The sequence below is a fragment of the Edaphobacter flagellatus genome (assembly GCF_025264665.1).
In the GTDB taxonomy this organism is placed as follows: Bacteria; Acidobacteriota; Terriglobia; order Terriglobales; family Acidobacteriaceae; genus Edaphobacter; species Edaphobacter flagellatus.
Genome location: NZ_CP073697.1, coordinates 2342304 through 2365826 on the forward strand (window position 1 = coordinate 2342304; position 23523 = coordinate 2365826).

The following is a 23523-nucleotide window of genomic DNA, read 5'->3' on the forward strand; positions in this document are numbered from 1 at the left end:
CATGCGAAGCGGAAGTTATTGGATTGGCTTGAGTTTGTTCTTTATTGCGATTCTTACCGTAGCAATCTGGATTGGAGGACGAAACATGACGACCCTGGCGGATACGAAGAAGCAGCCGATTCCGGCACCTGCGGTGGATGAGCACGTCAGCGCGCCGCGCTCGGAGACGGCGGTTTTTGCCGGCGGCTGTTTCTGGGGCGTGCAGAGCGTCTTTCAGCGCGTGAAGGGCGTGACGGCGACGACGGCGGGCTACTCCGGCGGCACGAAGGAGACAGCGAACTATCGCGACGTCTCATCGCATCACACCACGCACGCTGAAGCGGTGAAGGTGGTCTTCGATCCGTCGAAGGTCAGCTATGGCACGCTGCTGCGCATCTACTTCTCGGTCGTGCATGACCCGACGCAACTGAACCGGCAGGGCAACGATATCGGCGAGCAGTACCGCTCGTCGATCTTCTACACCACGCCGCAGCAGCAGAAGGTGGCTGCGGCGTACATTGCGCAGCTCGATGCCGCGCAGGTCTTCCCGCGGAAGATCGTCACGCAGGTGGTGCCGCTTCAGGCCTTCTACGATGGCGAGGAATACCATCAGGACTACGCCGAGAAGAATCCGGACAATCCGTATATTCAGGTCTGCGATGTACCGAAGATCGCTGGTCTGAAGCAGCAGTTCCCGGAGCTGTTTCAGGAGTACACACACAAGTAAGCTGGTTTGAGATTTCCACCGAGCGCCGGGTTCCTTCGCGGATTCCGGCGTTTCGATTTTTCAGCCAAATCGCCGCGTAAACTAGGAGTTAGCAGGCTTTTCCTCGTTCTCCACAGCTATGTGGAGAATCCTCAGTGCGGCCTTCGCTAAGGTAGAAGATTCATGGCAGCCTTTCCCCAGTTAGTTGCAAGCGGCGGTGACGAGCGGCCCGCGTCGCTTCATGCAGAGATGACGATTCTCGGCGCGATGCTTGTCGAGCCGCTGGCGATCACCGATGCGACGATGTTGCTGATCGCCGACGACTTCGCGCTCGATTCGCACCGGCGCATTTATGCGGCGATGCTGCGGCTGGCCGAAGGTGGTCATGCCGTCGATATCGTCACGGTCGCCGAGGAGCTGCGCAAGCAGAAGGAGCTGGATTCCATCGGCGGCGTTCCGTATCTTGCGTCGTTGAGCGAAGGCCTGCCGCGCAAGCTTTCTATCGAAAGCTATGTCCGTATCGTTCGCGACAAGAGCTTGATGCGTCAGCTGATGACGGTCTGCGATACAGGTCTGGTCGATGCGGCGGATCAGAGCCAGGAAGCGATCGACGTTCTCAACAGCGTCAGCATGCGGCTGATGGAGATCTCCGATCACGCGATTACGGGCGGTTTCTCCGATATCGGCGAGATCGTGAAGTCGTCGTTCGGCTCGATCGACAAGCTGTATGAGCAGGGCCGCGAAGTTACGGGTCTTGCGACGCATTATGTTGAGTTCGACCGCATGACGAGCGGGTTGCAGGATTCGGAGCTGATCATCATTGCGGCGCGTCCTTCGATGGGTAAGACCGCGTGGGCGATCAACATTGCGCAGAACTCGGCGGTGAAGGACGGCAAAGTGGTTGCGGTCTTCTCGCTCGAAATGTCGAAGGAGTCGCTGCTGCGACGTATGCTCGCGAGCGAGGCGCTGGTGAACTCGCGCAAGATTCAGACGGGCTTTCTGCCCAAGGAAGATAAAGGCAAACTGATGGCGGCGCTTGAGCGGCTGATCGAGTCGAAGATGTTTATCGACGACACGCCAGGCATCACGCTGGCGGAGATGCGCGCCAAGGCGCGGCGGCTGAAGCAGCAGGAAGGCCGGCTCGACCTGATCATGATCGACTACCTGCAGCTGATGACGGCCTCGTCCGGTCCGGGCAAGAAGGGCTTTGAGAACCGCAACCAGGAAGTGGCTGCGGTTTCGCGCGGCCTGAAGGCGCTGGCCAAGGAGATGAAGGTTCCTGTGATCGCGCTTTCGCAGCTGTCGCGTGCCAGCGAACAGCGTGGCGGCGACAAGAAGCCGATGCTGTCGGACCTGCGCGAGTCCGGCTCGATCGAGCAGGATGCTGACGTCGTCTGCTTTATTCATCGCGACTCGTACTACAACAAGGACGAGAACGGCGACGAAGATCCGGAGTCGAAGGGCAAGGCCGAAATCATCATCGCCAAACAGCGTAACGGCCCGACGGGCTCGGTGCATCTGGCGTATCTGTCGGACTACACGCGGTTTGAGAACCTGGCTTCGGGTGACTACGGTGGCGGCGGCGGGTACTAGCCCCCCTCCCCCCTATGCATCTTTGTAAAACCTCTGTTTTGTTTGGCTTATGCGATTTGCACAGCCTAAAATATTCCAAACAGGGGAGTTAAGCCTAAAAATATTGATTCGGAACGAGTTAGCCCCGGCCTTGTGCCGGGGCTTTTTTGTTCCTGATTTAAGTGTAGCGAAATGGGGGAAACTGATCGGCAGATTTTTTGAGGTTTATTTGCTTTGGAATGTGGAAGTTGTGATTTCGGGGGGCTTGACAGGTGTTTTCGCCCCATTTGGAGTGGGGCGTTCGGTCTGCGGTCCCGATCCATCGGGCTGGGTATCGCGAACCTGGAAACGCGATCACGAACCTGCAGACGGCCCAATGCCGCATGGAGTTTTTATTGGAGCCGTCACATGGATACTTCGTAAGTGTGTGTGGTGGTTCCGAATTCTGCATTGAGGGCGATTGCGTGTGAATGCTGAGTACTGTGAATGCTGAGTACATTGAGACGTCACATTTTTATGAAATTCAGAAAGAGCGGAAGTGGGACTGTTGAAGGCTTTTATTGCAGCGCACATCCTACTGACATGATGCTGTCAGCAGGGGTTGGTTATGCTCAATGATGTAGTCGCCTTTGAGGCTTCACATCAGGAGTACGCCATGAGCGGACAGACGGCTTTGAGACAGCACGCGATCAACTGGTTCGAGATCCCATGCGAGGATTTTGAGCGCGCGACGGCGTTTTACGAGACGCTGCTGGGTGCTCCGATGCAGCGCGAGACGCTGGAGGGCGCAGCCGACGTTCCGGTGGCGTTCTTTCCCACGGAGCGCTCCGGCACAGGCGGGACGCTGGTGAAACGCAGCTTCCTGAAGCCCGCGCGCGGCGGCACGATGGTGTACCTGAACTGCGACGGCGATCTGGATGCCGTGCTGGGCCGCGTGTCGAAGGCAGGCGGGCTGGTGCTGATGCCGAAGACGCCTGTGCCCGGAGGGCATGGACACTTTGCATGCCTGCGCGACAGCGAAGGCAATCACATCGGACTTCACTCCCACTAGAAAGTAGTTCTCTGTTGCAGGTTGCAGGGTGTCAGTAGAATCGAACCTGCAACCGACACTCTGCAACCATCTTTATGCGCCGTGCCGACCGCCTCTTTCGTATCGTTCAGTTTCTTCGGCAGGGACGTCTGCTTACGGCGCAGACGCTGGCGGCGAAGCTTGAGGTATCGCAGCGCACGATCTATCGCGATATACAGGACCTGCAGCTTGCCGGTACTCCTATTGAGGGCGAGGCCGGTGTGGGCTATACACTGCGCCGCGACATGGACCTTCCTCCGTTGATGTTTACCCGCGGCGAATTGACGGCGCTGGTGTTGGGTGCGCGGCTGGTGCGCGCGTGGGGAGGCGAGGAGAACGTTCACGGGGCGAACCAGGCGCTGCAACGCATCGAGGCGATCCTGCCGCCGGACCTGCGCAATGAGTTCGATTCCATTTTGCTGTATGCGCCGGGGTATCGGATGAAACCGCATCTGCGCAAGCGGCTGGACGCGCTGCATATGGCGTGCAAGACGCGGCGGGTTGCGAGCTTCCAGTATGTGCGCGAGGACGGCGAGCCAAGCCAGCGCGCGGTGTGGCCGCTGGCACTGGTCTTCTGGAGCGGCGTGTGGACGCTGACTTCGTGGTGCGAGATGCGTAAGGACTTCCGCGAGTTTCGCCTCGATCGCATGGATGAGGTCGCGATTCTGGAGCGCACGTTTACGCCGAAGAAGGGACAGCGGCTGGAGGATCACCTGCGCAGGATGGAATCCTCGGCGCAGGCGCGGCGGGAGACGACGGCTCCGTCGGTGTAGGCGCGGCAACGGTTCGGAAGACACATCGGGACAACGTACTCGCGTAATAATTTTGGCGTGCAGACTAGTTGTTCGGCATGAAGATCGCGTTGGCGCGTTGCAGTTCGGCTGCCGGGATATTGGGTGCAGTGACGGCCGGGGTGGCGATGGTTTTGGCGAGGTTGGTCGGCCATAGGGGATCGGCGGCGGCGATGGGGCCTAGGGGGACGTCAGCGATTTTGGTGTTCATGCTGGAGTTCATCGTGTCGATGAAGTAGTTCGCGACGACGGCGTATCCGGTGTTGGTGGGGTGGATGCCGTCGAGCGAGAAGAGGCCGCCGAGGAAGGTTGTGTTTCCGGTGAATCCGTTGACGGTGACGCCATTGGTCGAGATCTGGTTGAAGAGCGTGTTGATGTCGACGAGTGTGGCGCCTGCGGCCTTGGCCTGGGCGGCGATGACCTGGTTGTAGGCGGCGACCTGCTGCTTGGCGGTGGCGGCCTCGGCGGCGGTGAGGACGCCTGCGTCGTTGAGCGGAGTCTTCTGCGTGCCGGCAAGGATGGCGGAGATCTGGGTGAGGCCGGCGGGCGTGACGTAGTCGCCTGCGGTGATGCCGAAGAGCGCGCTCAACGTCGCAACCGGTAGACGCGTTGCGGCGGAGTACTGCGCGAGCACGCCTGCGGCGGGTTGCAGGTAAGGCACCAGCGTGACGTCGGGAATGTTGCCGATGACGAGATGCGCAGGCGACTGCGTCATCAACTGCTGGATCATCGAGGTGTACTGGCTGGTGAAGTTGGCGGTCGAGGTCATGTTGGAGGGCGAGCCGGTGAGGGCGGCGACGAGCGCGTCGTTGTTGCCGATCCAGATGAAGATGGTGGTGGCCTGGGCTTTGAGGGCGAAGCCGAGCTGGGTGAGGATCTCGCCGTAGCCGAGTCCGGGATAGCCTAGGACGAGCTGATTGATCTGTTGCTGGCCGGGCGCTGGATTGACGAGAGCGACGGTCGAGAGCACATCGTTGACGAAGGCACCGGGGACGGCGAGGTCGGTGGGCTGGGCGGAGAAGTCGTCACGGCCGGTGGTGGTTCCGGAGGCCGTGGTGATGACGGGGGGAGGGCCGAGCGAGACGAGCTTCAGCACGTTGGGTGCGCCGGGATAGGCGATGAGCGGAAGCACGATCTTGAACGACGCCTGCGTTGCGACGAGCGGAGCCCAGCCGTGTACCTGCTGCGTGTCGAGGAGCGAGCCACTCTGGTAGCCAGCGGTGAGCGAGTCGCCGAGGAAGACGGTGGTGGAGAAGTTGCCGACGTTCTTCTGCTGGGCGGCAAGGAGGGCTGCCGAAGGCGTGGTGGAGTTGCTGGAGCTTGAGCTGGAGCAGCCGGACAGCGTGACGAGCGTGGCGGCACAGGCTGTCAGAGAGACGATTCGCAGAAAGGGGAGGACTGAACGAGCATTCATTTTCATAGCGCCAGCTTTGTATCACACCGCGGGTACGGTGCGAAACAGGGTGTTGCGGCGACGCGGTAAGAGTTTTGAAAGACAATCCCCTGCGGAATTTCCACGCCTGCCGACGCCCGTAAGATAAGGACTGTGACCAACTGGGTGGAGATCTCCGCACGCAACCTGGAGACAAACTATAAGACGCTTACAGACGCGGCAGCGCCGGGCGTTACGGTGCTTGCCGTCGTGAAGGCGGATGCATATGGACATGGAGCGGATCTGTGCGCGCCGATTCTTGCGCGGGCCGGAGCGTCGTGGCTGGGCGTGACGGATGTTGCTGAGGGCATGGCGGTTCGTGCTGCGCTTGCGCAGGAGGCGATCGCCGCGGCGCGCCAGCCGCGCATTCTGGTGATGAGCGGCCTTGGGGAGGACGATGCATCCTCCGCAGCGGCCTATGGCCTGACGCCGGTGGTGTGGACGGAGCAGCAGCTTGGCTGGCTTGACGCTGTCGCTACGGGTTATGAGCAACTGGCGGTGCATCTGGAGATCGATACCGGCATGGCGCGGCAGGGTGTCGCTCCAGGAGCGGAGCTGGACGATGTGCTGCGTGCGCTGGCCGGTTCGAAGGCGCTTCGGCTTGAGGCGGTGATGACGCACTTTGCTTCGGCGGAGATTGCAGGCTCGAAGCAGACGGCTCGCCAGCAGCAGTTGTTTGAGCAGGCGCTCGAGCAGGTGGCGGCTGCGGGGCTGCGGCCTGCGTGCATTCATGCCGGGAATACGTCGGGCGTCGATAACGCCTCGGGCGAGGAGAGCTCGCTTGCGTGGCTGCGGCGCATCGCAGCGAAATATCAGACGCAGGCGATGGTGCGCACCGGCCTGGGGCTTTATGGCTATGCGCTTCCGGTGGAGCGCGAGGCAGGATTTGCAGGTACGGTGCAGGAGACGGTGCGTCCGTTGCTGAAACCGGTGATGACGTGGAAGGCGCGCGTGATTGGCGTGCGCGAGGTTCCTGCCGGGACGCAGATGGGCTACAACGGCACGTTTACGGCTGCGGCTGCAATGCGGCTGGCGCTGCTGCCGGTTGGTTATGCCGATGGCTTGCGCCGCGAGCTTTCGGCTGCGCAGCCGGGTGCAGGCGGCTGGGTGATCTTCAACGGACAACGTGTGCCGATTGTGGGCCGCGTCTCGATGAACCTGACGATTGTGGATGTCACGGCGTTGACGGATGTAGCCGTTGGTGATGAAGCGACTGTGCTGGGTGAAGGTGTGACGGCGGAGGATCATGCGGCGCGGGCAGGCACGATCTCCTATGAGATCGTTTGCGGGGTGAAGGCGTCGCGGCGTCTGGTCTAAATGGCAGATCGCATCGACATACGACTGTCTCTAAAAACAGTGCCATCCTGAGCGAATGGCGTACGGATGGCTTCCCCAGGGACATTGGTTGCAAAAGGCAAATGCAGATCCTTTGACTCCGTTCGCCGCAAAAAGCGCGGCAAACTTCGCCCAGGATGACACTCCTCATTTGATCCCGCTGAAATTAACGACACGGATGCAAAATGCGGGGGTTCCTCGACTCGCCTTCGGCTCGCTCGGAATGACACTTCAACAGGGTGAGTCGTGGATTCTGTTCGCGGTTGTGCTTACAAAGGTTTCAGTGATGTGGGGAAGCGGTGGAAGGGGGAAGCGAATATGAGCCTTCGCAATCATCGTACAGCTAACAATCACTGACAACCGAGCACGACACCGGAGAGCTAGAGATCGGGGTTCTCGCGGAGCAGGCGTTTGAGGATGACGTCCATCGAGCCGCCCTGCACGACGATGGAGAAGAGCACGACGGAGTAGGTGGCGACGAGCATCCAGGTACGTCCTTCGCTGTGCGGCACGGAGAGGGCGAGCGCGAGGGACAGGCCTCCGCGCAGGCCGCCCCAGCTGAGGATGCGGATGGAGCTTTTGTAGCCGGGCTGGAAGAGGCGCAGCAGACGGATCAAGGCGGCGACGACGGCGAGGCGCACCAGCGATACGGTCACGATGGCAACGGCTCCGGCGCGCAGCGGGACGCGCGAGAAGGGGATGGCGAGAATTTCGAAGCCGAGCAGGACGAAGAGCACGGCGTTCTGCACCTCGTCGATGACCTCCCAGAAAGTATCGATGCTTTCATGCGCGATGGCGACGTGCGGATGGCCGAGGTTGAAGCGGCGCAGCGCGATGCCTGCGGCCACCGCGGTGAGCGGCGCGGAGATGTGCCAGTGTTCGGCCAGTGCGTAGCTGCCGGTGGCGAGAGCGATGGTGAGCAGGATCTCGACCTGATAGGCGTCGGTCCAGCGCATCAGTTGTGAGGTGATCCAGGCGAGGATGAGGCCGAGTGCGAGTCCGCCGCCTGCCTCGAACATCAGCTCGAGGAGAAAGTGCGCAGGGGTGGGGGCGGCTCCGCGGGTGGCGGCGAGCAGAGCGAGGAAGATGACGGCGCCGACGCCGTCGTTGAAGAGCGACTCGCCGGCGAGCTGTGCCTGGATATTTTTTGGCACGCCGACGCGCTTGAGCATCTCGAGCACGGCGATGGGATCGGTGGGCGAGATGAGCGCGCCGAAGAGGAGGCACTCCAGCCAGCTGGCATGCAGGCCCAGCAGCGAGAGCAGCCAGAACATGAGCGCGGCGGTGAGCACGGTGGAGAGCGCTGTTCCGGCGACGGAAAGGATGGCGACGGCGAGGCGCTGTTCGATCAGCGATTCGAGGTCGAGCAGGAAGGCTCCGGCGAAGAGCAGCACGGAGAGCATGCCGTGCAGGATGAGGCTCTCGAAGTTGATGGCTCCGACGAGCACGCTGGCCCAGGGCTTCATCTGCGGGAAGAAGTGGCTGGCTCCCAGCAGCGCCAGCGACGCGATGACGGTGAGCAGCATGGTGCCGATGGTGAGCGGCAGACGAAAGAGCCTGCGGCTGAGCCAGCCGAACAGTGCGGCGGTGGTCACCATCAGGCTGAAGAGCTCAAGCGTGGTCATCGGTGTTTCCAGTGTATCGAGCGCGAATTTGCGCGCGCTATGCGCAGGCGATTAACATCGAGGCTGAACCAGAAACGAGAGGGCTTTCCATGGAAACAACCAACGCTGCGCGCCGGTCTGAGGACATTGCGCTTGACCTGCTGAAGTTTATCGCGGCGCACGCCAATGTGGCCGGTAAGGCTGCGGGCTCGACCACGGGCTTTGCTGTTGCACCCTCCAGCAAGCCGGAAGATCAGGTGGCTCATCTGCTTGAGCTGTATGCACGCTGCCGCGAGGCGGTGGAAGCACCATCGAGTAAGTGAGCCAGACGACTCCACTCCGCATTCTTGTCGCAGGAGCAGGCGCCTTTGGACGCAATCACCTTCGTGTGTATCGCGAGCTGGAGGAGGCCGGGCATCCGGTGCGTCTTGTTGCGGTTGTCGATGCGGACGCGAAGGCGGCTGCCGAGGCAGCGGCGAAGTTCGGCGTGCCGGGCTTCGGGTCGATAGCGGAGGCGCTTGCGGCGACCGAGGTGGATGCAGCTTCCGTATGCGTGCCGACAGTGCATCATCGCGCGATCGCGGAAGAGCTGCTGGCAGCGGGCGTCGATGTGCTGATCGAGAAGCCGATTGCGCCGAGCCTGGAAGACGCTGACAGCATTCTGGCGCTTGCGGCGAAACATGCGCGCATCGTGCAGGTGGGTCATCTGGAGCGCTTCAATCCGGCGGTGACGGCAGCGCGGAAGGTGCTGAACCGGCCGATGTTTTTTGAGTCGCACCGGCTGAGCATTTTTACGCCGCGGTCGCTGGACGTGGATGTCGTGCTGGACCTGATGATCCACGATCTCGACATTGTGCTGTCGCTGGTGGCGTCGCCTGTGCGCGAGGTGCGCGCGGTGGGACTGCCGGTGCTTTCGCCGAAGGTGGATATTGCGAATGTGCGGGTCGAGTTCGAGTCGGGCTGCGTGGCGAACTTTACGGCGAGCCGCGTTTCGACGGAACGGGTGCGCAAGCTGCGGTTCTTTCAGCCGCATCAGTATCTTTCGATCGACTTTGCGCGGCAGGACCTGCTGATGATCGACGTCACCGTTGCCGCCGGCATGGACATGGCGAAGCTGGCGGCGATGGCGCAGATGTTGCAGGCAGCTCAGGCTGCGAGCGGACACCCTTCGGCCGGGCTCTCGCTGAAGAAGGTTCCGGTGGAACCGGGTGAGCCGCTGCGGCTGGAGATTGCGTCGTTCCTGGATGCGGTGCGGACGCGATCGACGCCGGTGGTTTCGGGCGAAGATGGGCGTGCGGCGCTGAAGCTGGCGCTGGAGATCAATGCGGCGATTGCGGCTCATGCGGAGCGGGCCGGGCTGAAGATTTAGTTCTTTATCGGGCTGCCATCTCGGCTTCGGTTTCTGTGACTTGTGTCGTTGCGGGTTTGGCGGCGGCCTTCTTTGCCGATGGCGTCTTGCGGGCGATCAGGAAGAACCATGCAAAAGGTGTGAGCAGGAGAGAGACCCAGAGCAGAAGGCGGAAGCAGTCGGTGTAGGTGAGCATGGTTGCCTGCCGGTTGAGCTGTTCGTTGAGATAGCCGAGAGCGCGTGCGAGGGCGGTTGTGGGGGAGTCGCCGCCGTGAGCGTGCAGTTGTGCCGTGGTGGATGTCACGGCGTTGCGCACGCATGGTGAGGACGGGGTGAGGCTGGCCGCGAGGTAGGTGCGGTGGAGCTGCACGCGACGCACGAGCATGGTGTTCACAACGGAAATGCCGATGGCGGAGCCAAGATTGCGAAAGAGTCCGTAGAGCGAGGCCGCGGCGTCGTTTTTGCCGGAGCGCAGCTGCGAGTAGGCGAGAACGCTGATGGGTGTGAGGAAGAGAGCGACGCCGGTGCTTTCGAGGATGCGCAGACGGACGATGGTGCGGTAGTCGATGTCGAGCGAGATGCGGCTCATGAGGAAGAACGCCGTGCTGGTGACGAGCAGGCCGGTGAAGATGAGCAGGCGAAGGTCGACGCGGCGCATGAGCCAGGTGGTGAGAGGAAGAAAGAGCAGCAGGACAAAGGAGCCGGGCGAGAGGACGAGTCCGCTGTCGGTGGCGGTGTAGCCGAGCATACTGTGGGTGAACTCCGGCAGGAGCGCGGTGCTGGCGTAGCGGGCGAAGTAGGTGAAGAAGATGAGGATGTTGGCGAGCAGGAAGTTGCGGTCGGCGAGCAGGCGGAGCTGAAGGATGGGGTGTTGCGCGCGGCGCAGCTCGTAATAGATGAGCAGGATGAGCGCGGCGACGGAGACAATGGCGCTGGTGGTGATGGCGGGTGAGGCGAACCAGTCGGAGCGCTCGCCGCGGTCGAGGACGTATTCGAGGCAGCCGAGGCCGAGGGCGATTCCGGCGAGGCCGGGGTAGTCGATGGAGTCGCGCTGCGATTGTGTGGGTGGCGAATTGGGCTGGAGACGCCGGTTGAGAAGCCAGGCGGCGATGCCGAAGGGGATGTTGAGGAAGAAGATCCAGCGCCAGCCGTAGTTGTCGCTGAGCCAGCCGCCGAGGATAGGGCCGAGGGTGGGGGCGAGGACGATGACGACGGAGTAGAGGGTGAAGGCGGAGGCGATGCGCTCCTTTGGAAAGACATCGGCGAGGATGGCCTGGGTGGTGGGTTGCAGGCCGCCGCCGCCGAGTCCTTGCAGGACGCGGAAGACGATGAGCATGGGGAGATTCGGCGCGATGGCGCAGAGGAAGGAGCTGAGGGTGAACAGGACGATGGAGATGAGGTAGAAGCGCTTGCGTCCGATGCGGTGGGAGATCCAGCCGCTGGCGGGCAGGACGATGGCGTTGGCGACGAGGTAGGAGGTGAGCACCCAGACGGATTCGTCGAGCGAGGAGGAGAGGTTGCCGGCGATGTAAGGCAGGGCGACGTTGGCGATGGAGGTGTCGAGCACCTCCATGAACGGCGCGATGATGACGGCGGCGGCGATGAGCCAGATGTTGTGCCGGGTTGGGGTGGATGCGGACAAGCCTGACTCCTCGGTATAGTGAGGCTAGGTTGTCTTGATTGCGATATGCAGACAGAAGCTATCGAAAAACCGACAAAGGGAACGATTCGCGAGATCGACTGGAGGACAGATGCGACCCTGCGCACCTGTCTTGAGGTGGACCGTCCGGTTGCGGTGCTGGGGTACGACTATGCGGCGGGAGATCGCGTGCCGATGCATGAGCACGAGAAGGCCCAGCTGATCTACGCCATCGAAGGGACGATGACGGTGACGGCGGCAGAGGGACGGTGGGTGCTGCTGCCGACGCGGGCGGTGTGGGTTCCGGCGAGGATGCGGCATGCGATCCAGATGCGGAGCGCGCTGCGGATGCGCACGGTGTACTTCGACGGGACGGTGACACCACCGGCGGAGGGATGCGCGGCGATGGGGGTGTCTCCGCTGCTGCGGGAGCTGATTGTGAGCATGCAGGCGGAGCCGATGCGTTATGCGGCAGGCAGCCGCGCGGAGCATATCGCCTCTTTGATCAGCGATGAACTGCGGCAGATTCCTGTGCTGCCGCTGCATCTGCCTTCACCAAAGGATGCACGGCTACGCAGAGTATGCGAGGCGATGCAACGGAGGCCGGGTATCGCCGATGGCGTGGAGGTATGGGCGGCGCGGGCAGAGATGAGCGGACGCACGCTGGCGCGGCTGTTTCGCAGCGAGCTGGGCATGAGCTTTCAGGAGTGGCGGCAGCAGCTCCTGCTGCTGGAGGCGCAGGTGCGGCTGGCGCAGGGTCAGGGCAGCCTGCGGATTGCGCGGAACCTGGGGTATGACAGCCATGCGGCGTTCTGCGCCATGTTTCGCAGGGTGCTGGGAGTTTCGCCTTCGGAGTTTCAGCGGCTGGGCTGAGGCGCAGGGCTTGACGTCAGCGCGAGGGGCCTCGTATCGGACGATGGCTACTTGAGCGTTTCGACGTTGATCCCTTCGGGGATTTTCAGCTCGAACTGGTCGTCGTCCATGTGGGCGTTGAGGGTGAGCTTGGTGATGTTGACGGTCAGCGAGTAGTGGTCGCGGGGGCGCTCGATGATGATGTTCGACGGGAAAGGGATGGTGCTGTTGGGGCCGTAGTAGTGGTAGTTGCTGTAGTAGGCCTTGGTGATGACCTTGCCGTCGGCGTCGTAGATGTCCTGCTGGTAGGGCAGCAGGTCGATGGAGTTGATGTGAATGACGCGCAGGGTGCGGACGGTGGTGCCTTCGGGCCGGGCGAGGATCTGGACGGCGTAGGCGGGCTCTTCGATGAGGTCCTTCTTCTTTTTGCCGGACTCGATGACGCGGATATCGGTGGTCATCGACATGATCTGGTCCTTCTCGGGACCCTGGATGAACATGGAGTCGAAGATGACGTCGGGACGGAGGTTCTCGAGGCCGTTTTTGGAGGTGGTAGTGAGCTTGTTGGAGCCGACGATGGCGCGGTGGCGCGGCGGGATGAGCAGCTTGAAGTTGCTGCCGTCGGAGACCATGTCGAGGGCCTGGGTGCGGACGACGGGAACGAGCAGCAGGACCCGCAGGAACTCCGGCTTACGCATGAGGATGTAGCCGGCGAAGTTGAGGGACTGGGTCTCCTTGCCCTGCAGGCCGCCGCCGGTGGTGGCGGAGATTTCGACCGAGGCGTTGAAGGTGTCGAGGGAGTTGTAGCGGGTGTTGATCTGCTGCGCCATCGATTCGACGGAGGTGCTCATGATAACGTCGGCGACGCGTGTTTTGGGGACGGTGCGGGTGTGGCTAAGACAGCCAGTCAGCGAGGGAAGTGTGGCGAGAGTCCCCACCGCCAACGCTAGTCGAATCTTCATGTGCACGAAGGTCTAGTATATCCGTCTGGTATCTGAAACTGAGGCTGCATCAGGTATAGATGTGACGAATGCCCCAGGGGTTCCAATAAAAGCACACCACGTGTTCATTGTTTGTAACTAACGCTGTTGCTGGGCCTTACGGTAAGCCTGCACATTCTCATTATGCCCTTTGAGCGTGGCGGCGAAGCGGCTGTGGCCTGCGGCGTCGGAGACGAAGTAAAGATAGTCGGTCTGGGCCGGGGAGATGGCGGCGTGAAAGGCGGCCATGCCGGGGTTGCAGATGGGGCCCGGAGGCAGGCCGGTGTGCACGTACGTGTTGTAGGGCGAGAGGGATTTGAGATCGGTGGCGTAGATGGTTCCGCGCCAGCGATTGTCGAGCAGGGCGGCGTAGATGACGGTGGGGTCGGTGGCGAGGGGGATCTTTTTGTCGAGCCGGTTGACGAAGACCCCAGCCACGAGGGGTCGCTCGCTGTCCTGCGAGACCTCTTTTTCAATCAGGGAGGCCATGATGACGGTGCGGTTCGCCTCGGGCCCCTCGAGATGGAGCTGCTGGGCGGCCTGGCGGAAGCGCCGGACCATGGCGGTGAGGATGGTCAGCGGCTGGGTGTGACGGGCGAAGTGGTACGTGTCGGGGAAGAGATAGCCTTCGAGCGAGGCGGGACGGGTGGCGGGGTCGGTCCAATCGGCGATCAGCTCGGTGTGCTGGCGTTCGGCGGCCAGGAAGGTGTCGCGGTCGCCGAGTCCGGCGTTCTGGACGGCCTGGGCGATGTCGAAGATGTTGTAGCCCTCGGGAATGGTGAGGCCGAGGGTGAAGATGTCGCCCTTGACGATGCGGCGATAGACCTCGGTCATGGGCGCAGGGTGATCGAAGCGGTACTCGCCTGCTTTGAGGGTGCCTGCTTCGTGGAGGCGGAGCAGCTCGAAGCCGTAGCGGGAGCGGATGACGCCGGCGCGCTCAAGCTGCGTAGCCATCTGCTCGGTGGAGGTGTGCGGCGGAATCTCGACGAATGTTTCAGAAGCGGGGCCGAAGGGCGTGGTGACGAGCCAGTACGCGCCGCCTAAAGCGACGAGCACGAGAAGCAACAGCGTTACAAAAAACTTCAAAGACCCTCCGGTACCGGGATGCGATGCATCCACCCATGCATTGCTATTTGCCTGTCGGGGCAGGCGTATTCATCGTCACCGCGCCCGAGACTGTCTTTGGATCGACGGTGATTTCCTTGAGCTTTGCAGCCACATCAGCAGGCACATCTTTTTGATAACGTCCGCCGAGATAGGTTGCGAAGAACTCCTCCATCTTGGTGACCATGGCGAGATTGTTGATGGGGCGCGCGAAGCCGTGGCCTTCGTCGGGAGCGACGAGATATTCGACAGGCTTGCCATTATCGCGTACGGCAGCGACGATCTGGTTGCTTTCGCGGATGTTGACGCGCGGATCGTTTTTGCCCTGCACGACAACGAGCGGCGTGACGATCTGTTTGGCCTTCGTCAGCGGCGACTCGGCGATCAGGAGCTGGCGGCCTTCGAGCGTGAGCGGATCGGCCATGCGTGTATACATCTGTTTGCGTGCTGCCTCCCAGTACGGCGGAATCGCATCGAGCAGCGTAATCAGATTGGATGGCGCAACGATGGCAAAGGCTGCCGCGTAGACATCGGGCGTGAATGCGACCCCGGCGAGGGTCGCGTAGCCGCCGTACGATCCGCCTGCGATGCCGATGCGCCTGGGGTCGGCCGTGCCGTCGGCGATCAGAGCCTTCGCGCCCCAGGTGAGGTCGTCCTGCATCTTGCGGCCCCATTCGCCGTTGCCTGCATTGAGGAACTTCTTACCGTAGCCGGTCGAGGCGCGGAAGTTCGGCTGCAGCACGGCGTAGCCGCGATTGGCGAGGAATTGCGCGAGGGTATCGTAGCCCCACGAGTCGCGCCCCCAGGGGCCGCCATGCGGGAGCACGATTAACGCGAGGTTCTTCGCAGGCAGCCCCTTCGGCAGCGTGAGGTAGCCGGGAATCTCGAGTCCGTCGGAGGATTTGAAGTGATAGGGCTTCCGCTCGGACAGAGAGGCGCGTGGAAGCTCTTCGCGGATGCGGTACTGCAGCGTGAGCGTCTTTGCCTTGCGGTCCCACAGATAGGTTTCGCCGGGTTCGGTGTCGCTGAAGGCGTTCAGAATCCACAGGCTCTCGTCCTGCGAAGGCGAGCCGAGGCCGATCTCTTTGCCCGGCAGCTGCGACTCAAGCCAGCGGAAGTCCTTCTCGAATGCCTTGTCGTGGAAGTAGCGACGGAAGCGGTCGTCCTGATAGGTGGTGTAGAGAATGCGATGGTCTACCTGCGAGGTGGAGATGCCCTGCAGATCGACGCGGCCCTCGGGGTCGCTTTCCATCTTCGTCGTCGCTCCCGTCACGGGGTCGAGCGATTGCAGCTCAATAAAATTCAGCGAGCCTTTGTTGGTGATCAGGTAGGCGTGCTTGTTGTCGGGCGCGAAGGCGACGACACCGCACTGCTCCAGCACGGAGCAGCTGTAGATCACTTTGAAGCCTGACTCTGTAATGCCCATGATCTCGGTATCGCCCGCGTTGTTGGTGCGCGAGGCGAGGCGCAGATTGCCGTCGTTGTCGAAGTCCCATCCTGCGATACGCTCTGTGTTCTGGCGCACCAGCTTCTTTTCGCCGGTGGAGATGTGCAGTTCGTACAGATCGTGCCAGTGTGCGTCGCGATCGTTAAGGCCGATGTAGAGAATGTCGGGCTTTGCCTTGGGAGCGGCGTAGAGCATCGTGCGCACGCCTTTGAGGTTCGTGAGCGCGCGCGTCACGGGAACGCCGGTCTTGGCATCTGCGGGTGCGGCGGGATCGATGGCGTAGACGTTGAAGTTCTCGTCGCCTGCGTTGTCCTGCGCGTAGAGGACGTACTTCGAATTACGCGACCAGAAGTAGCCGCCGACAGGCCGCGTTTTTTCTGCGCTCAGGGGGCGGGCCTTGTCGAACGGTTCGCCGGCTTTCTTGACCCAGATGTTGCGCACGCCGTTATACGGTTTGAGAAACGAGATCCACTGGCCGTCGGGAGAGATCTGCGCTCCTGCAATCTGGACTTCGCCGAAGAAGAGCTGGCGATCGATAATGGGTGGCTGCTCAGCCCCGGCGAGCGAACTCGCAGGGGACCCCGGTTGCTGCGCCTGTGTGATCGAGGACATAAGAATCATGGTAGCGGCTACGGAGAAAATCAGCTTCTTCAAGGCATACCTCTTGCGGTGGAAATTTTTATCCCAAGCCCGGGCGAGACTGCTGTTTGCGTCATCATTATCTGCCGAATGGCTGCGCTTGAATAGAGCGGGACTTTTATAGAAGCGGCGCGAGGGCGCGGACCATAAAGTAGATGCCGTCGTCGCTGCCGCGCTCCCACAGAATGCCGAGCTTGTCGCCCTTCAATAGAACGAGATCGGAGTACGCAGCAGGGCCTTCGAGCAGCAGAGTATGTTTCGGCCACGTATGGCCGCCATCTCTGCTGACACTGACGGTAAGATCGCGGCGGGCCTGTCGATTGCCAGGATTGCTGAAGAGCAACGTGTTGCCTTTGTACGCGATCATGCTACCTTCACACACCGGATCGGGAAGGTCGGCGGCAACAAAAGTCGCATTCCAGGTTGCGCCACCGTCTTTGCTGAGAGCGATGATGCGCGCTTGTGTGGCTTTGCTCTGGTCGCGGCTGTTCATCACAACGGTGCCGTCTGCTGTCTGTGCAGCTGTGCTCTCGTTGCTGCCGGGCCATGCCAGTGATTCACCGAGATGCCAGGTTGCGCCGTGGTCATCACTGTAGAACGCATGGGCCGCGTATGCGTGGCCCGCGGGCTGCGGATCGCCCTGGGAGTGATTGCTTGCAACGACGATACGTCCTGTATGCGGGCCATGCGTGAGCTGCAGGGCATGGCCCGGCCCGGTGGCATAGTATCGCCAGGTGGGCCGCTTCACGCTGTCCGTGATCTCGACGGGCTGCGACCACGTTGTGCCTTCATCCGTACTGGTCTGATACCAGACATGTTTTGAGCTCTTGCCGCGCAAGATATCCGCCTCGGGCGCGTCGCCTGTGCAATAGATCATGAAGATGCGGCCGCGCTTGAATCGCTTGTCCATCGTGTCGACAACAGGTGCAGGATTGCCTGCCTGCAGCTTGCCGTTTTCTGCGACGGTGGTGAGCGCGCTCCAGCTTCGGCCTTCATCGCTGCTCTTACGCATCACGATGCTTATATCGCCGAAGTCGTCGCAGCTATGACGGCGCGCTTCAGCAAAGGCAAGTAGCGTACCCGCCGGTGTGCGTACGATCGCAGGAATGCGAAAGCAGGCATAGCCTTGTGTGCCTCTCAAGAAAATGGGGATTGGCGCATCGTGTGGCTCCGCTGCGATTGCGGTTCCGCTCCATGCGAGAGGCATGGCCGCACAGAACAGATACAGGACGGCGTGCAACATTCCACAAGTAAGGCGAGCGGCTGGGGCTTTCCTCTTCTGCCGGTGCGCGTGAGCTATCATCATCTTCATCGGTCGAAGAATAATCGACGACCGCACCGCCTGTCTTTGCCATCGAATGCGTGACGGGTTTAAAGACTGACCATGCTGATTCTTGCTTCTTCTTCACCACGACGCCGCGAGCTGCTGAAGCTGGCCGGGCTCGACTTCATCGTCGAATCGGCCGACATCGACGAGCGCATTCAGGCAGGCGAGACGCCTGCAAAGTATGTTCAACGGCTCGCAGTTGAAAAGGCGCAGGCCGTCTATGAGCGATTGAAAAATCGCGAGAGCAACGACGATCCGCTTCTGGTGCTGGGTGCCGACACCACTGTCGTCAGCGACGGCGAGATTCTGGGCAAGCCTGTCGATCAGAGCGATGCGCGCCGCATGCTGGAGAAGCTGGCGGGCCGCACACACCAGGTGCTGACCGGCATCGCTGCCGTCTCGCGCCAGGGTGTGGTCAGCGAGGTAGAGATCACGCAGGTCTTCTTCGACCTGATCAACGAAGACGAGCTTGTGCGCTATCTTGCGAGCGGCGAACCGATGGACAAGGCAGGCGCGTATGGAATTCAGGGCTACGCGGCGCGCTGGATTCCGCGCATCGAAGGCTGCTTCTTTAATGTGATGGGACTTCCGCTGGCACGCACGATGGCGCTGCTGGCTCGCGCACGCACGGGACTCAACGAAGCTGAAGCTCCGCCATTGCGGCTGACGGCACTGTAGCGTTTGCGCATCCTCTACAAGGTTGTGGTAGCGTAACCGCCATGCGCGTCGCACTCTTCGGAGGCACCTTCGATCCGCCCCACCGCGGCCACCTTGCCGTTGCGCGTGCGGCGGCGGAGGCCTTCGCACTCGACATGGTTTTTTTTGCCCCGGCGGGTCGCCAGCCACTCAAGCCCGGCATGACGGTCACCAGCTTCGACGACCGGCTGGCCATGGTCACTGCAGCCTGCGAGGAGTCGATGCAGCAGAGCACCTCGCGCACGCAGTTCGTCGCCTCCTCGATTGACGCACCCGACCCCAGCGGCGAGCCAAACTACACTGTCACGACACTGGACACGCTGCGCCGTCAGATTCCCGAAGCCACGCTTTACAACCTCGTCGGCGCCGACAGCTTCCTGGCTCTGCGGAAGTGGAGAGAGCCGGAACGCCTGCTCGCGCTCGCCGAATGGATCGTGGTCAGCCGCCCCGGCTACTCGCTCGCCGATCTCTCGAGCTTGAACCTCACCGCACGCGAGCGCTCCCGCGTGCACCTGCTGGAGACGGTGCACTACGACGTCTCCTCCACCTACCTGCGCGAGCGTCTGGCTACAGGAGATAGCGCGCGCGACCTGCTGCCGGACGCCGTCGCTCGCTACATCCGCGAACACCATCTGTACCGCGAAGGCTGAACAGGAATCACTCAAGGTGAAGGCTACCTGTGCCGCTGCCAACGCAAATCTCATCGTTGTTGTGCACAGTCGTGTAGCATGAGACCGGCGCGACCCGATACCATAGAGTCAAGGAGTCCAATGTCCTCCAACGAGAACAAGAAATTACTGCTTGCCGCAGCTGCGGCAGCCGAAGACAAGAAAGCGGAAGAGATCCGCATCCTCGCGCTCGACCCTTCCGAAAGCGGACTGACGGACTACTTCCTGATCTGCAACGGAACCAACGACCGCCAGAACCTCGCCATCGCCGATGAGATCGAGCTGCGCCTGAAGCGAGAATTCGGGGTGTACCCCAACTCGGTCGAAGGCCGTCGTCAGGCCGAGTGGATCCTGATGGACTACGTCGACTTCATCGTTCACATCTTCTCGCCGGAGAAGCGCGCCTTCTACGGCCTGGAACGCCTGCGCAAATCAGCGACGACGCTTAGCGCGGATGAATTGAACGCAGAAGTGAAGAAAAAAGTAGCTGCGGCTCGCAAAGCACCGAAGAAGGCCGCGAAAAAATCACCTTCAAAAAAAGCCACTAAGAAAACTGTGACAAAGAAGACGGCCTCCACCAAAAGGGCAGCGGGTACCTCCGCAAAAAAGACAGCACGAAAAACACGCTCTTCATAGGGATATGCCGGATGAATATCCGGCATATCTTTTCTGCTACCAAGGTTTGGACAAAAAAACAGGCACCCGGTTGGGTGCCTGTTTTTTTGAAGAGCGTTTGTACTAGAAAACGACTTTACCCCAAAGGACAACCTGACGACCTCCGGGAGCCGGGTTAGTCGGTGCACCCATGTTGCTAGGCTGGCGTGCATTCGATACATTCAGGAATCCACTGCCGATATCCAGGACGTTGGTATCCATGATGCCTACGTCATTGTGATTGGCAATGTTGACGACTTCGCCACGCAGAATGAGCTGTCCACGTTCGAAGTGCAGATACGATAATCCGATTCCTTTTTCGAGGGCAATATCATTCCTCGTGCTACCAGGATTGGAGAAGCTATTTCGGCCGATCTCCTGACGAAGGAATTGGTTCTGAGGCTGATAGGGAACGAGCCAGTGAACTTTGCCCGGATCAACCGGAATAAGAGAACCGTCTCCATTCACAGCAGTTGCGATGTCGTAATATGTCCCGGCAATTCCTCCAACCCAGTGACCATCAATTCCTCCGGTGCTGAGCGGAGCCGATGCATTGCTGCGGATCGGCCGATCATTCCCGGAACTACCGTCTCCATTGGTATCAAGACCGGCATTATTGAATGAGGTATAGGTACCAGTCTGGAACTGCTCAATCCCTGACAGGGTCCAATGTCTTGTCAGGATTCCCAGAAGGGCGTCCTTTGCAAAGTTATCCGAGCGGAATCCTCGTGGAGACCAAATATAGGTAATCGATACATTGTGGCGATGGTCATAACCAGAGTTGGACCAGTCTTGCCGACGCCCCTGTGGAGAGAGATCCGCTGTATACGATGTCTGAACACCGGTTGCAGCGAAGATCTCGGAACCATTATCAAGGTTCTTGCTGTAGGTGTAGTTCGCATTGATCTGGAGGCCATGCGAGAAGGAACGGGTGCCTTCAATCTCAAGACCATTGTAGTTAGACGCCGCAAAATTACCGCGGGCATTGATGATACCGCGACTCGGGTTGAGTCGTGCTCCGTTGGAAAAATAGTTGAATTGCTGGTTACCAAAAAGCTTCTTGCCTAAGCTGCCGACGTAACGAACAGCAACAAAGGTCGATCCGGTCAGCTGTCGCTCCAAACCCAGGTTGTACTGATATGTAACCGGATTCACCGCATTATTAACTTCACTTGTCACCGACGACTGTGGAGACAATTGAGGAGAGATCTGCGGAATCAACCCAGTAGCATTCGTCAATCCACCACCCACAGTTGATGTGAGCGTGCCGGCTACGGCGTTAGGTGCAGCAGATGCACTGTTGGTCACGATATTGCTGAAGGTGCTGTCGTAGAAGACGCCGAAGCCGCCACGAATGACGTTCTTGCCGTCGCCGAAGAAACCACCAGTGTGCGGCGAATACGAGAAGCCGAGACGCGGTCCAAAATTGTTTAGGTCGTTTTTAACCTTCACGACAGTGTTGATCGGCTGGTAGATATTCGCGGGGTCGACACCAGGGAACGGCAGCGAGTTCGCAGGATTCGTCAGGTAGTCATATCGAAGGCCCACGTTAACCGTGAGATCGGTGGACAGCTTGATATCGTCCTGGAAGAATATGCCACTGCGCCATCCATGAGGATCGATGCGCGTATTTCCGAAGGTTTTGGTCGCGGTTCCTGAAGGACCAAGCTGGTTTTGGAGAAAATTGCCCAGCGCCGAGACGTAGGTACCGCCCTTATTGAAGGAGAGAGTCCCCTTTGAATTAATCGCAATAATATCCGTTTCAATAATGCGACCAATATCAAAGCCAACACGGATGGAATGCCGTCCATGAGTGATGCCGACTGTGTCCTGAACCTGATAGAGCTCTTCCTTACGACCTTGCGGGAACGTTTGATTCGGACCAAGCGAAGAACCACCCGATGAGTCCACGCCGACATTCGCGATATTTAGAGTCGCGAGCTGGTACAGCGGATTAGCAGCGGTTCCCGCAGTTGGAGAGAAGAGAGCACTCAGACGAGCTTCTGAGCCACGCAACTCGTTAACAATATTGGGTGTAAAGACATGAGTCCAAGTACCTGCGCCAAGCTCGGTCGGGCCACCTTGTTGCGTATCAAAACCTGGCAAAGCGCTTCCGTTGGTGAAGAAATCCGGAGTTAGAGAAGTACGGTCATGCAGATAGCGGAAGGAGAAGTTATCCTTTTCGCGCGGATGGAAATCAACTCGGTACATCCATTGGGTATCTGGGTTGTTCTGGTCGGCATTCGGACGCTGAAAGTAGCCTGTTGTAATAACGCAACCAGTCTGTGGGCAGCCAGGCTGCGGTCCGACGTTGATTTTGGTGACAATACCATCCTGGTTTGGTCCGGCCGTCGGAAAGGATACAAAATTATTTACGTAGCTTCCGTTGCTGAGATACTGATTGAGCAATGCAACCTGAGGTCCTCCGATAGCATTCAACTGCTTTAGACCATTGGCATCAGGAAGCTCCAGACGGTTTGGCGTTTCTTTTCCATACAAGCGAGAAAGATACAAAGCGCCAAAAGCAAAGAGCTTATCCTTGATGATTGGACCACCAACAGTAAACCCGTACTGGTGCTGATCATAGCGAGCCTTAACTGGTGGAACATAACCGGGAGGCGGCGTACCACTGATCTTCCCTTGTCTCGTTACACCATCAAGCGCATTCAAGCCTGAACCCGAGTAACGCTCATACACTGTGCCATGAAAATCATTCGTTCCTGACTTAGTGACAAGATTCGCGACGGCTCCGCCCGCGCGGCCAAATTCAGCAGAGGCGTTGTTTGTGATAACGGTCACGGACTGGAAGATATCTGGTATTTGTGGCTGGAAAGCCTGCCCGCCGATTCCAACGTCGTTGATCTCTTGACCATCAAGAAGGAAGTTGTTGGCACGAGGGCGCGCACCATTTACCTGGATATTCATACCGTTGCTAAAACCGGCTCCCTGGCTGACGGTTTGAACTCCAACAAGAGTAGTTGCAAGCTCGATAGGGTTGAGAGTGAAGATGGGAAGAGCACGAAGCTCTTCTTTGCCAATAACGCCAGCAAGCTGGCCATTAACAGTATTGATGCCCGCTGAACTTGCTTCCACACTTACTGTTGAGTCCGTTGCACCTACCGAGAGGGTCACATCAAGGCTGGTCACGACGGAGGGCTTCACTTCCAAATTAGTTGCTTTGAAAGTGCTGAAGCCCGTCTGAGAACTAGTAATCGTATATCGACCGGCATTAACGGCCTCGATACGATAGGCACCATCATTCAGAGATTTCGTGGTGCGTGTTTCCCCGCTTTCCTGATTCACAGCCGTAACTGTTGCACCAGGGACAACTGCTCCCGTTGCGTCACGGACAACTCCAGCAAGAATTCCCTTACTCGTCTGAGCCATCCCTACGCCAACCAAGACAAATAACAACATCAAGGTGGCGGCTACTTGTTTGAACCGCATTGTCTTCCTCCTCAGATCAGCCGAACGGACCGGTTATCCTGCTCCGGAATCAGTTTTTGGGGATTCTGCGTACTCTCACCCAATAACCGATCAGCGAAATGGTCGGTCGCTAATCGTTCATCTGCTTTGTGTTAGCTATTAGCAGCACGTTACATGCCATTCACAATTCGTGTGTAAATTTTCCGTTCATCCCTCAGGGGAGTGAGCTTGTCCCTGTTTTTGCGTTTAGGGGTT

At 59.9% G+C, this 23523-nt stretch carries 19 protein-coding genes; 11 read left to right on the top strand and 8 right to left on the bottom strand.

Translation table 11 applies throughout. From position 1 onward, the window contains the following. Window positions 1–85: 85 nt before the first annotated feature. From msrA to KFE13_RS09770, 4 genes are all read left to right on the top strand, one after another. The gene (msrA, locus tag KFE13_RS09755) at window positions 86–706 is read left to right on the top strand and encodes a peptide-methionine (S)-S-oxide reductase MsrA (RefSeq protein WP_260702921.1); all 621 of its coding nucleotides are present in this window, start codon (window positions 86–88) and stop codon (window positions 704–706) included. A gap of 162 nt (window positions 707–868) precedes the next feature. Further along, entirely contained in the window at window positions 869–2278 is a 1410-nt protein-coding gene (dnaB, locus tag KFE13_RS09760; protein WP_260702922.1) for a replicative DNA helicase, read from the top strand. A 586-nt stretch (window positions 2279–2864) separates the two neighbouring features. Beyond that, the gene (locus KFE13_RS09765) at window positions 2865–3308 is read left to right on the top strand and encodes a VOC family protein (protein ID WP_260702923.1); all 444 of its coding nucleotides are present in this window, start codon (window positions 2865–2867) and stop codon (window positions 3306–3308) included. Between the two features lie 74 nt (window positions 3309–3382). After that, window positions 3383–4099, top strand: a complete 717-nt coding sequence (locus KFE13_RS09770) for a helix-turn-helix transcriptional regulator (protein ID WP_260702924.1) — start codon at window positions 3383–3385, stop codon at window positions 4097–4099. Between the two features lie 64 nt (window positions 4100–4163). Here the strand turns inward: KFE13_RS09770 and KFE13_RS09775 are convergent, their stop codons facing one another. Next, window positions 4164–5531 (bottom strand): GDSL-type esterase/lipase family protein, encoded by a 1368-nt coding sequence (locus KFE13_RS09775; protein ID WP_260702925.1) that lies wholly within the window; start codon window positions 5529–5531, stop codon window positions 4164–4166. A 132-nt stretch (window positions 5532–5663) separates the two neighbouring features. Here KFE13_RS09775 and alr point away from each other — a divergent pair, with 132 nt between their 5' ends. Continuing rightward, on the top strand, window positions 5664–6866 hold the full coding sequence (gene alr / locus KFE13_RS09780; RefSeq protein ID WP_260702926.1) for an alanine racemase: 1203 nt from the start codon (window positions 5664–5666) through the stop codon (window positions 6864–6866). 398 nt (window positions 6867–7264) lie between these two features. Here the strand turns inward: alr and KFE13_RS09785 are convergent, their stop codons facing one another. After that, window positions 7265–8509, bottom strand: coding sequence for a cation:proton antiporter (locus KFE13_RS09785; RefSeq protein WP_260702927.1), 1245 nt, complete (start codon window positions 8507–8509; stop codon window positions 7265–7267). An 89-nt stretch (window positions 8510–8598) separates the two neighbouring features. Between KFE13_RS09785 and KFE13_RS09790 the strand changes: the two genes are divergently transcribed. Next, window positions 8599–8811, top strand: a complete 213-nt coding sequence (locus KFE13_RS09790) for a hypothetical protein (protein ID WP_260702928.1) — start codon at window positions 8599–8601, stop codon at window positions 8809–8811. Continuing rightward, entirely contained in the window at window positions 8808–9857 is a 1050-nt protein-coding gene (locus KFE13_RS09795) for a Gfo/Idh/MocA family protein (RefSeq protein ID WP_260702929.1), read from the top strand. The genes KFE13_RS09790 and KFE13_RS09795 overlap by 4 nt, the downstream gene beginning before the upstream one ends. Before the next feature lie 4 nt (window positions 9858–9861). On the opposite strand, the gene KFE13_RS09800 is transcribed toward KFE13_RS09795, so the two are convergent. After that, window positions 9862–11478, bottom strand: a complete 1617-nt coding sequence (locus tag KFE13_RS09800; RefSeq protein ID WP_260702930.1) for a DHA2 family efflux MFS transporter permease subunit — start codon at window positions 11476–11478, stop codon at window positions 9862–9864. A gap of 45 nt (window positions 11479–11523) precedes the next feature. On the opposite strand from KFE13_RS09800, the gene KFE13_RS09805 reads away from it, so the two are divergent. After that, window positions 11524–12348 (top strand): AraC family transcriptional regulator, encoded by an 825-nt coding sequence (locus KFE13_RS09805; protein ID WP_260702931.1) that lies wholly within the window; start codon window positions 11524–11526, stop codon window positions 12346–12348. Between the two features lie 47 nt (window positions 12349–12395). Here KFE13_RS09805 and KFE13_RS09810 read toward each other — a convergent pair whose 3' ends face one another. The 4 genes from KFE13_RS09810 to KFE13_RS09825 form a co-directional block, all read right to left on the bottom strand. Beyond that, window positions 12396–13289 carry a LolA-like protein gene (locus KFE13_RS09810; RefSeq protein ID WP_260702932.1) on the bottom strand — a complete coding sequence of 298 codons (894 nt, stop codon included), beginning with the start codon at window positions 13287–13289 and terminating at the stop codon, window positions 12396–12398. Window positions 13290–13406: 117 nt separating this feature from the next. Beyond that, a complete protein-coding gene (mltG, locus tag KFE13_RS09815; protein ID WP_260702933.1) occupies window positions 13407–14393 on the bottom strand; it encodes an endolytic transglycosylase MltG in 987 nt (328 codons plus the stop codon). 43 nt (window positions 14394–14436) lie between these two features. Further along, window positions 14437–16512, bottom strand: coding sequence for a S9 family peptidase (locus tag KFE13_RS09820; RefSeq protein WP_260702934.1), 2076 nt, complete (start codon window positions 16510–16512; stop codon window positions 14437–14439). A 103-nt stretch (window positions 16513–16615) separates the two neighbouring features. Further along, window positions 16616–17740 (bottom strand): sialidase family protein, encoded by a 1125-nt coding sequence (locus tag KFE13_RS09825; protein WP_260702935.1) that lies wholly within the window; start codon window positions 17738–17740, stop codon window positions 16616–16618. 141 nt (window positions 17741–17881) lie between these two features. On the opposite strand from KFE13_RS09825, the gene KFE13_RS09830 reads away from it, so the two are divergent. The 3 genes from KFE13_RS09830 to rsfS all read left to right on the top strand — a co-directional run bounded on the left by KFE13_RS09830 (window position 17882) and on the right by rsfS (window position 19824). After that, the gene (locus KFE13_RS09830; RefSeq protein WP_260702936.1) at window positions 17882–18502 is read left to right on the top strand and encodes a Maf family protein; all 621 of its coding nucleotides are present in this window, start codon (window positions 17882–17884) and stop codon (window positions 18500–18502) included. A gap of 41 nt (window positions 18503–18543) precedes the next feature. Next, complete coding sequence (gene nadD, locus KFE13_RS09835) at window positions 18544–19170, top strand: nicotinate-nucleotide adenylyltransferase (protein ID WP_260702937.1); 627 nt, start codon at window positions 18544–18546, stop codon at window positions 19168–19170. Between the two features lie 120 nt (window positions 19171–19290). Next, the gene (rsfS, locus tag KFE13_RS09840) at window positions 19291–19824 is read left to right on the top strand and encodes a ribosome silencing factor (RefSeq protein WP_260702938.1); all 534 of its coding nucleotides are present in this window, start codon (window positions 19291–19293) and stop codon (window positions 19822–19824) included. Window positions 19825–19926: 102 nt separating this feature from the next. On the opposite strand, the gene KFE13_RS09845 is transcribed toward rsfS, so the two are convergent. Then, the gene (locus KFE13_RS09845) at window positions 19927–23289 is read right to left on the bottom strand and encodes a TonB-dependent receptor (RefSeq protein ID WP_260702939.1); all 3363 of its coding nucleotides are present in this window, start codon (window positions 23287–23289) and stop codon (window positions 19927–19929) included. Window positions 23290–23523: the final 234 nt, after the last annotated feature.

Excerpts from the sequence above, each read along its gene's own strand:
- msrA (WP_260702921.1), top strand. The coding sequence starts at position 86 with ATGACGACCCTGGCGGATACGAAGAAGCAGCCGATTCCGGCACCTGCG.
- dnaB (WP_260702922.1), top strand. The coding sequence starts at position 869 with ATGGCAGCCTTTCCCCAGTTAGTTGCAAGCGGCGGTGACGAGCGGCCC.
- KFE13_RS09765 (WP_260702923.1), top strand. The coding sequence starts at position 2,865 with ATGCTCAATGATGTAGTCGCCTTTGAGGCTTCACATCAGGAGTACGCC.
- KFE13_RS09770 (WP_260702924.1), top strand. The coding sequence starts at position 3,383 with ATGCGCCGTGCCGACCGCCTCTTTCGTATCGTTCAGTTTCTTCGGCAG.
- KFE13_RS09775 (WP_260702925.1), bottom strand. The coding sequence starts at position 5,531 with ATGAATGCTCGTTCAGTCCTCCCCTTTCTGCGAATCGTCTCTCTGACA.
- KFE13_RS09785 (WP_260702927.1), bottom strand. The coding sequence starts at position 8,509 with ATGACCACGCTTGAGCTCTTCAGCCTGATGGTGACCACCGCCGCACTG.
- KFE13_RS09790 (WP_260702928.1), top strand. The coding sequence starts at position 8,599 with ATGGAAACAACCAACGCTGCGCGCCGGTCTGAGGACATTGCGCTTGAC.
- KFE13_RS09805 (WP_260702931.1), top strand. The coding sequence starts at position 11,524 with ATGCAGACAGAAGCTATCGAAAAACCGACAAAGGGAACGATTCGCGAG.
- KFE13_RS09810 (WP_260702932.1), bottom strand. The coding sequence starts at position 13,289 with ATGAAGATTCGACTAGCGTTGGCGGTGGGGACTCTCGCCACACTTCCC.
- KFE13_RS09825 (WP_260702935.1), bottom strand. The coding sequence starts at position 17,740 with ATGTTGCACGCCGTCCTGTATCTGTTCTGTGCGGCCATGCCTCTCGCA.
- KFE13_RS09830 (WP_260702936.1), top strand. The coding sequence starts at position 17,882 with ATGCTGATTCTTGCTTCTTCTTCACCACGACGCCGCGAGCTGCTGAAG.
- nadD (WP_260702937.1), top strand. The coding sequence starts at position 18,544 with ATGCGCGTCGCACTCTTCGGAGGCACCTTCGATCCGCCCCACCGCGGC.
- rsfS (WP_260702938.1), top strand. The coding sequence starts at position 19,291 with ATGTCCTCCAACGAGAACAAGAAATTACTGCTTGCCGCAGCTGCGGCA.
- KFE13_RS09845 (WP_260702939.1), bottom strand. The coding sequence starts at position 23,289 with ATGCGGTTCAAACAAGTAGCCGCCACCTTGATGTTGTTATTTGTCTTG.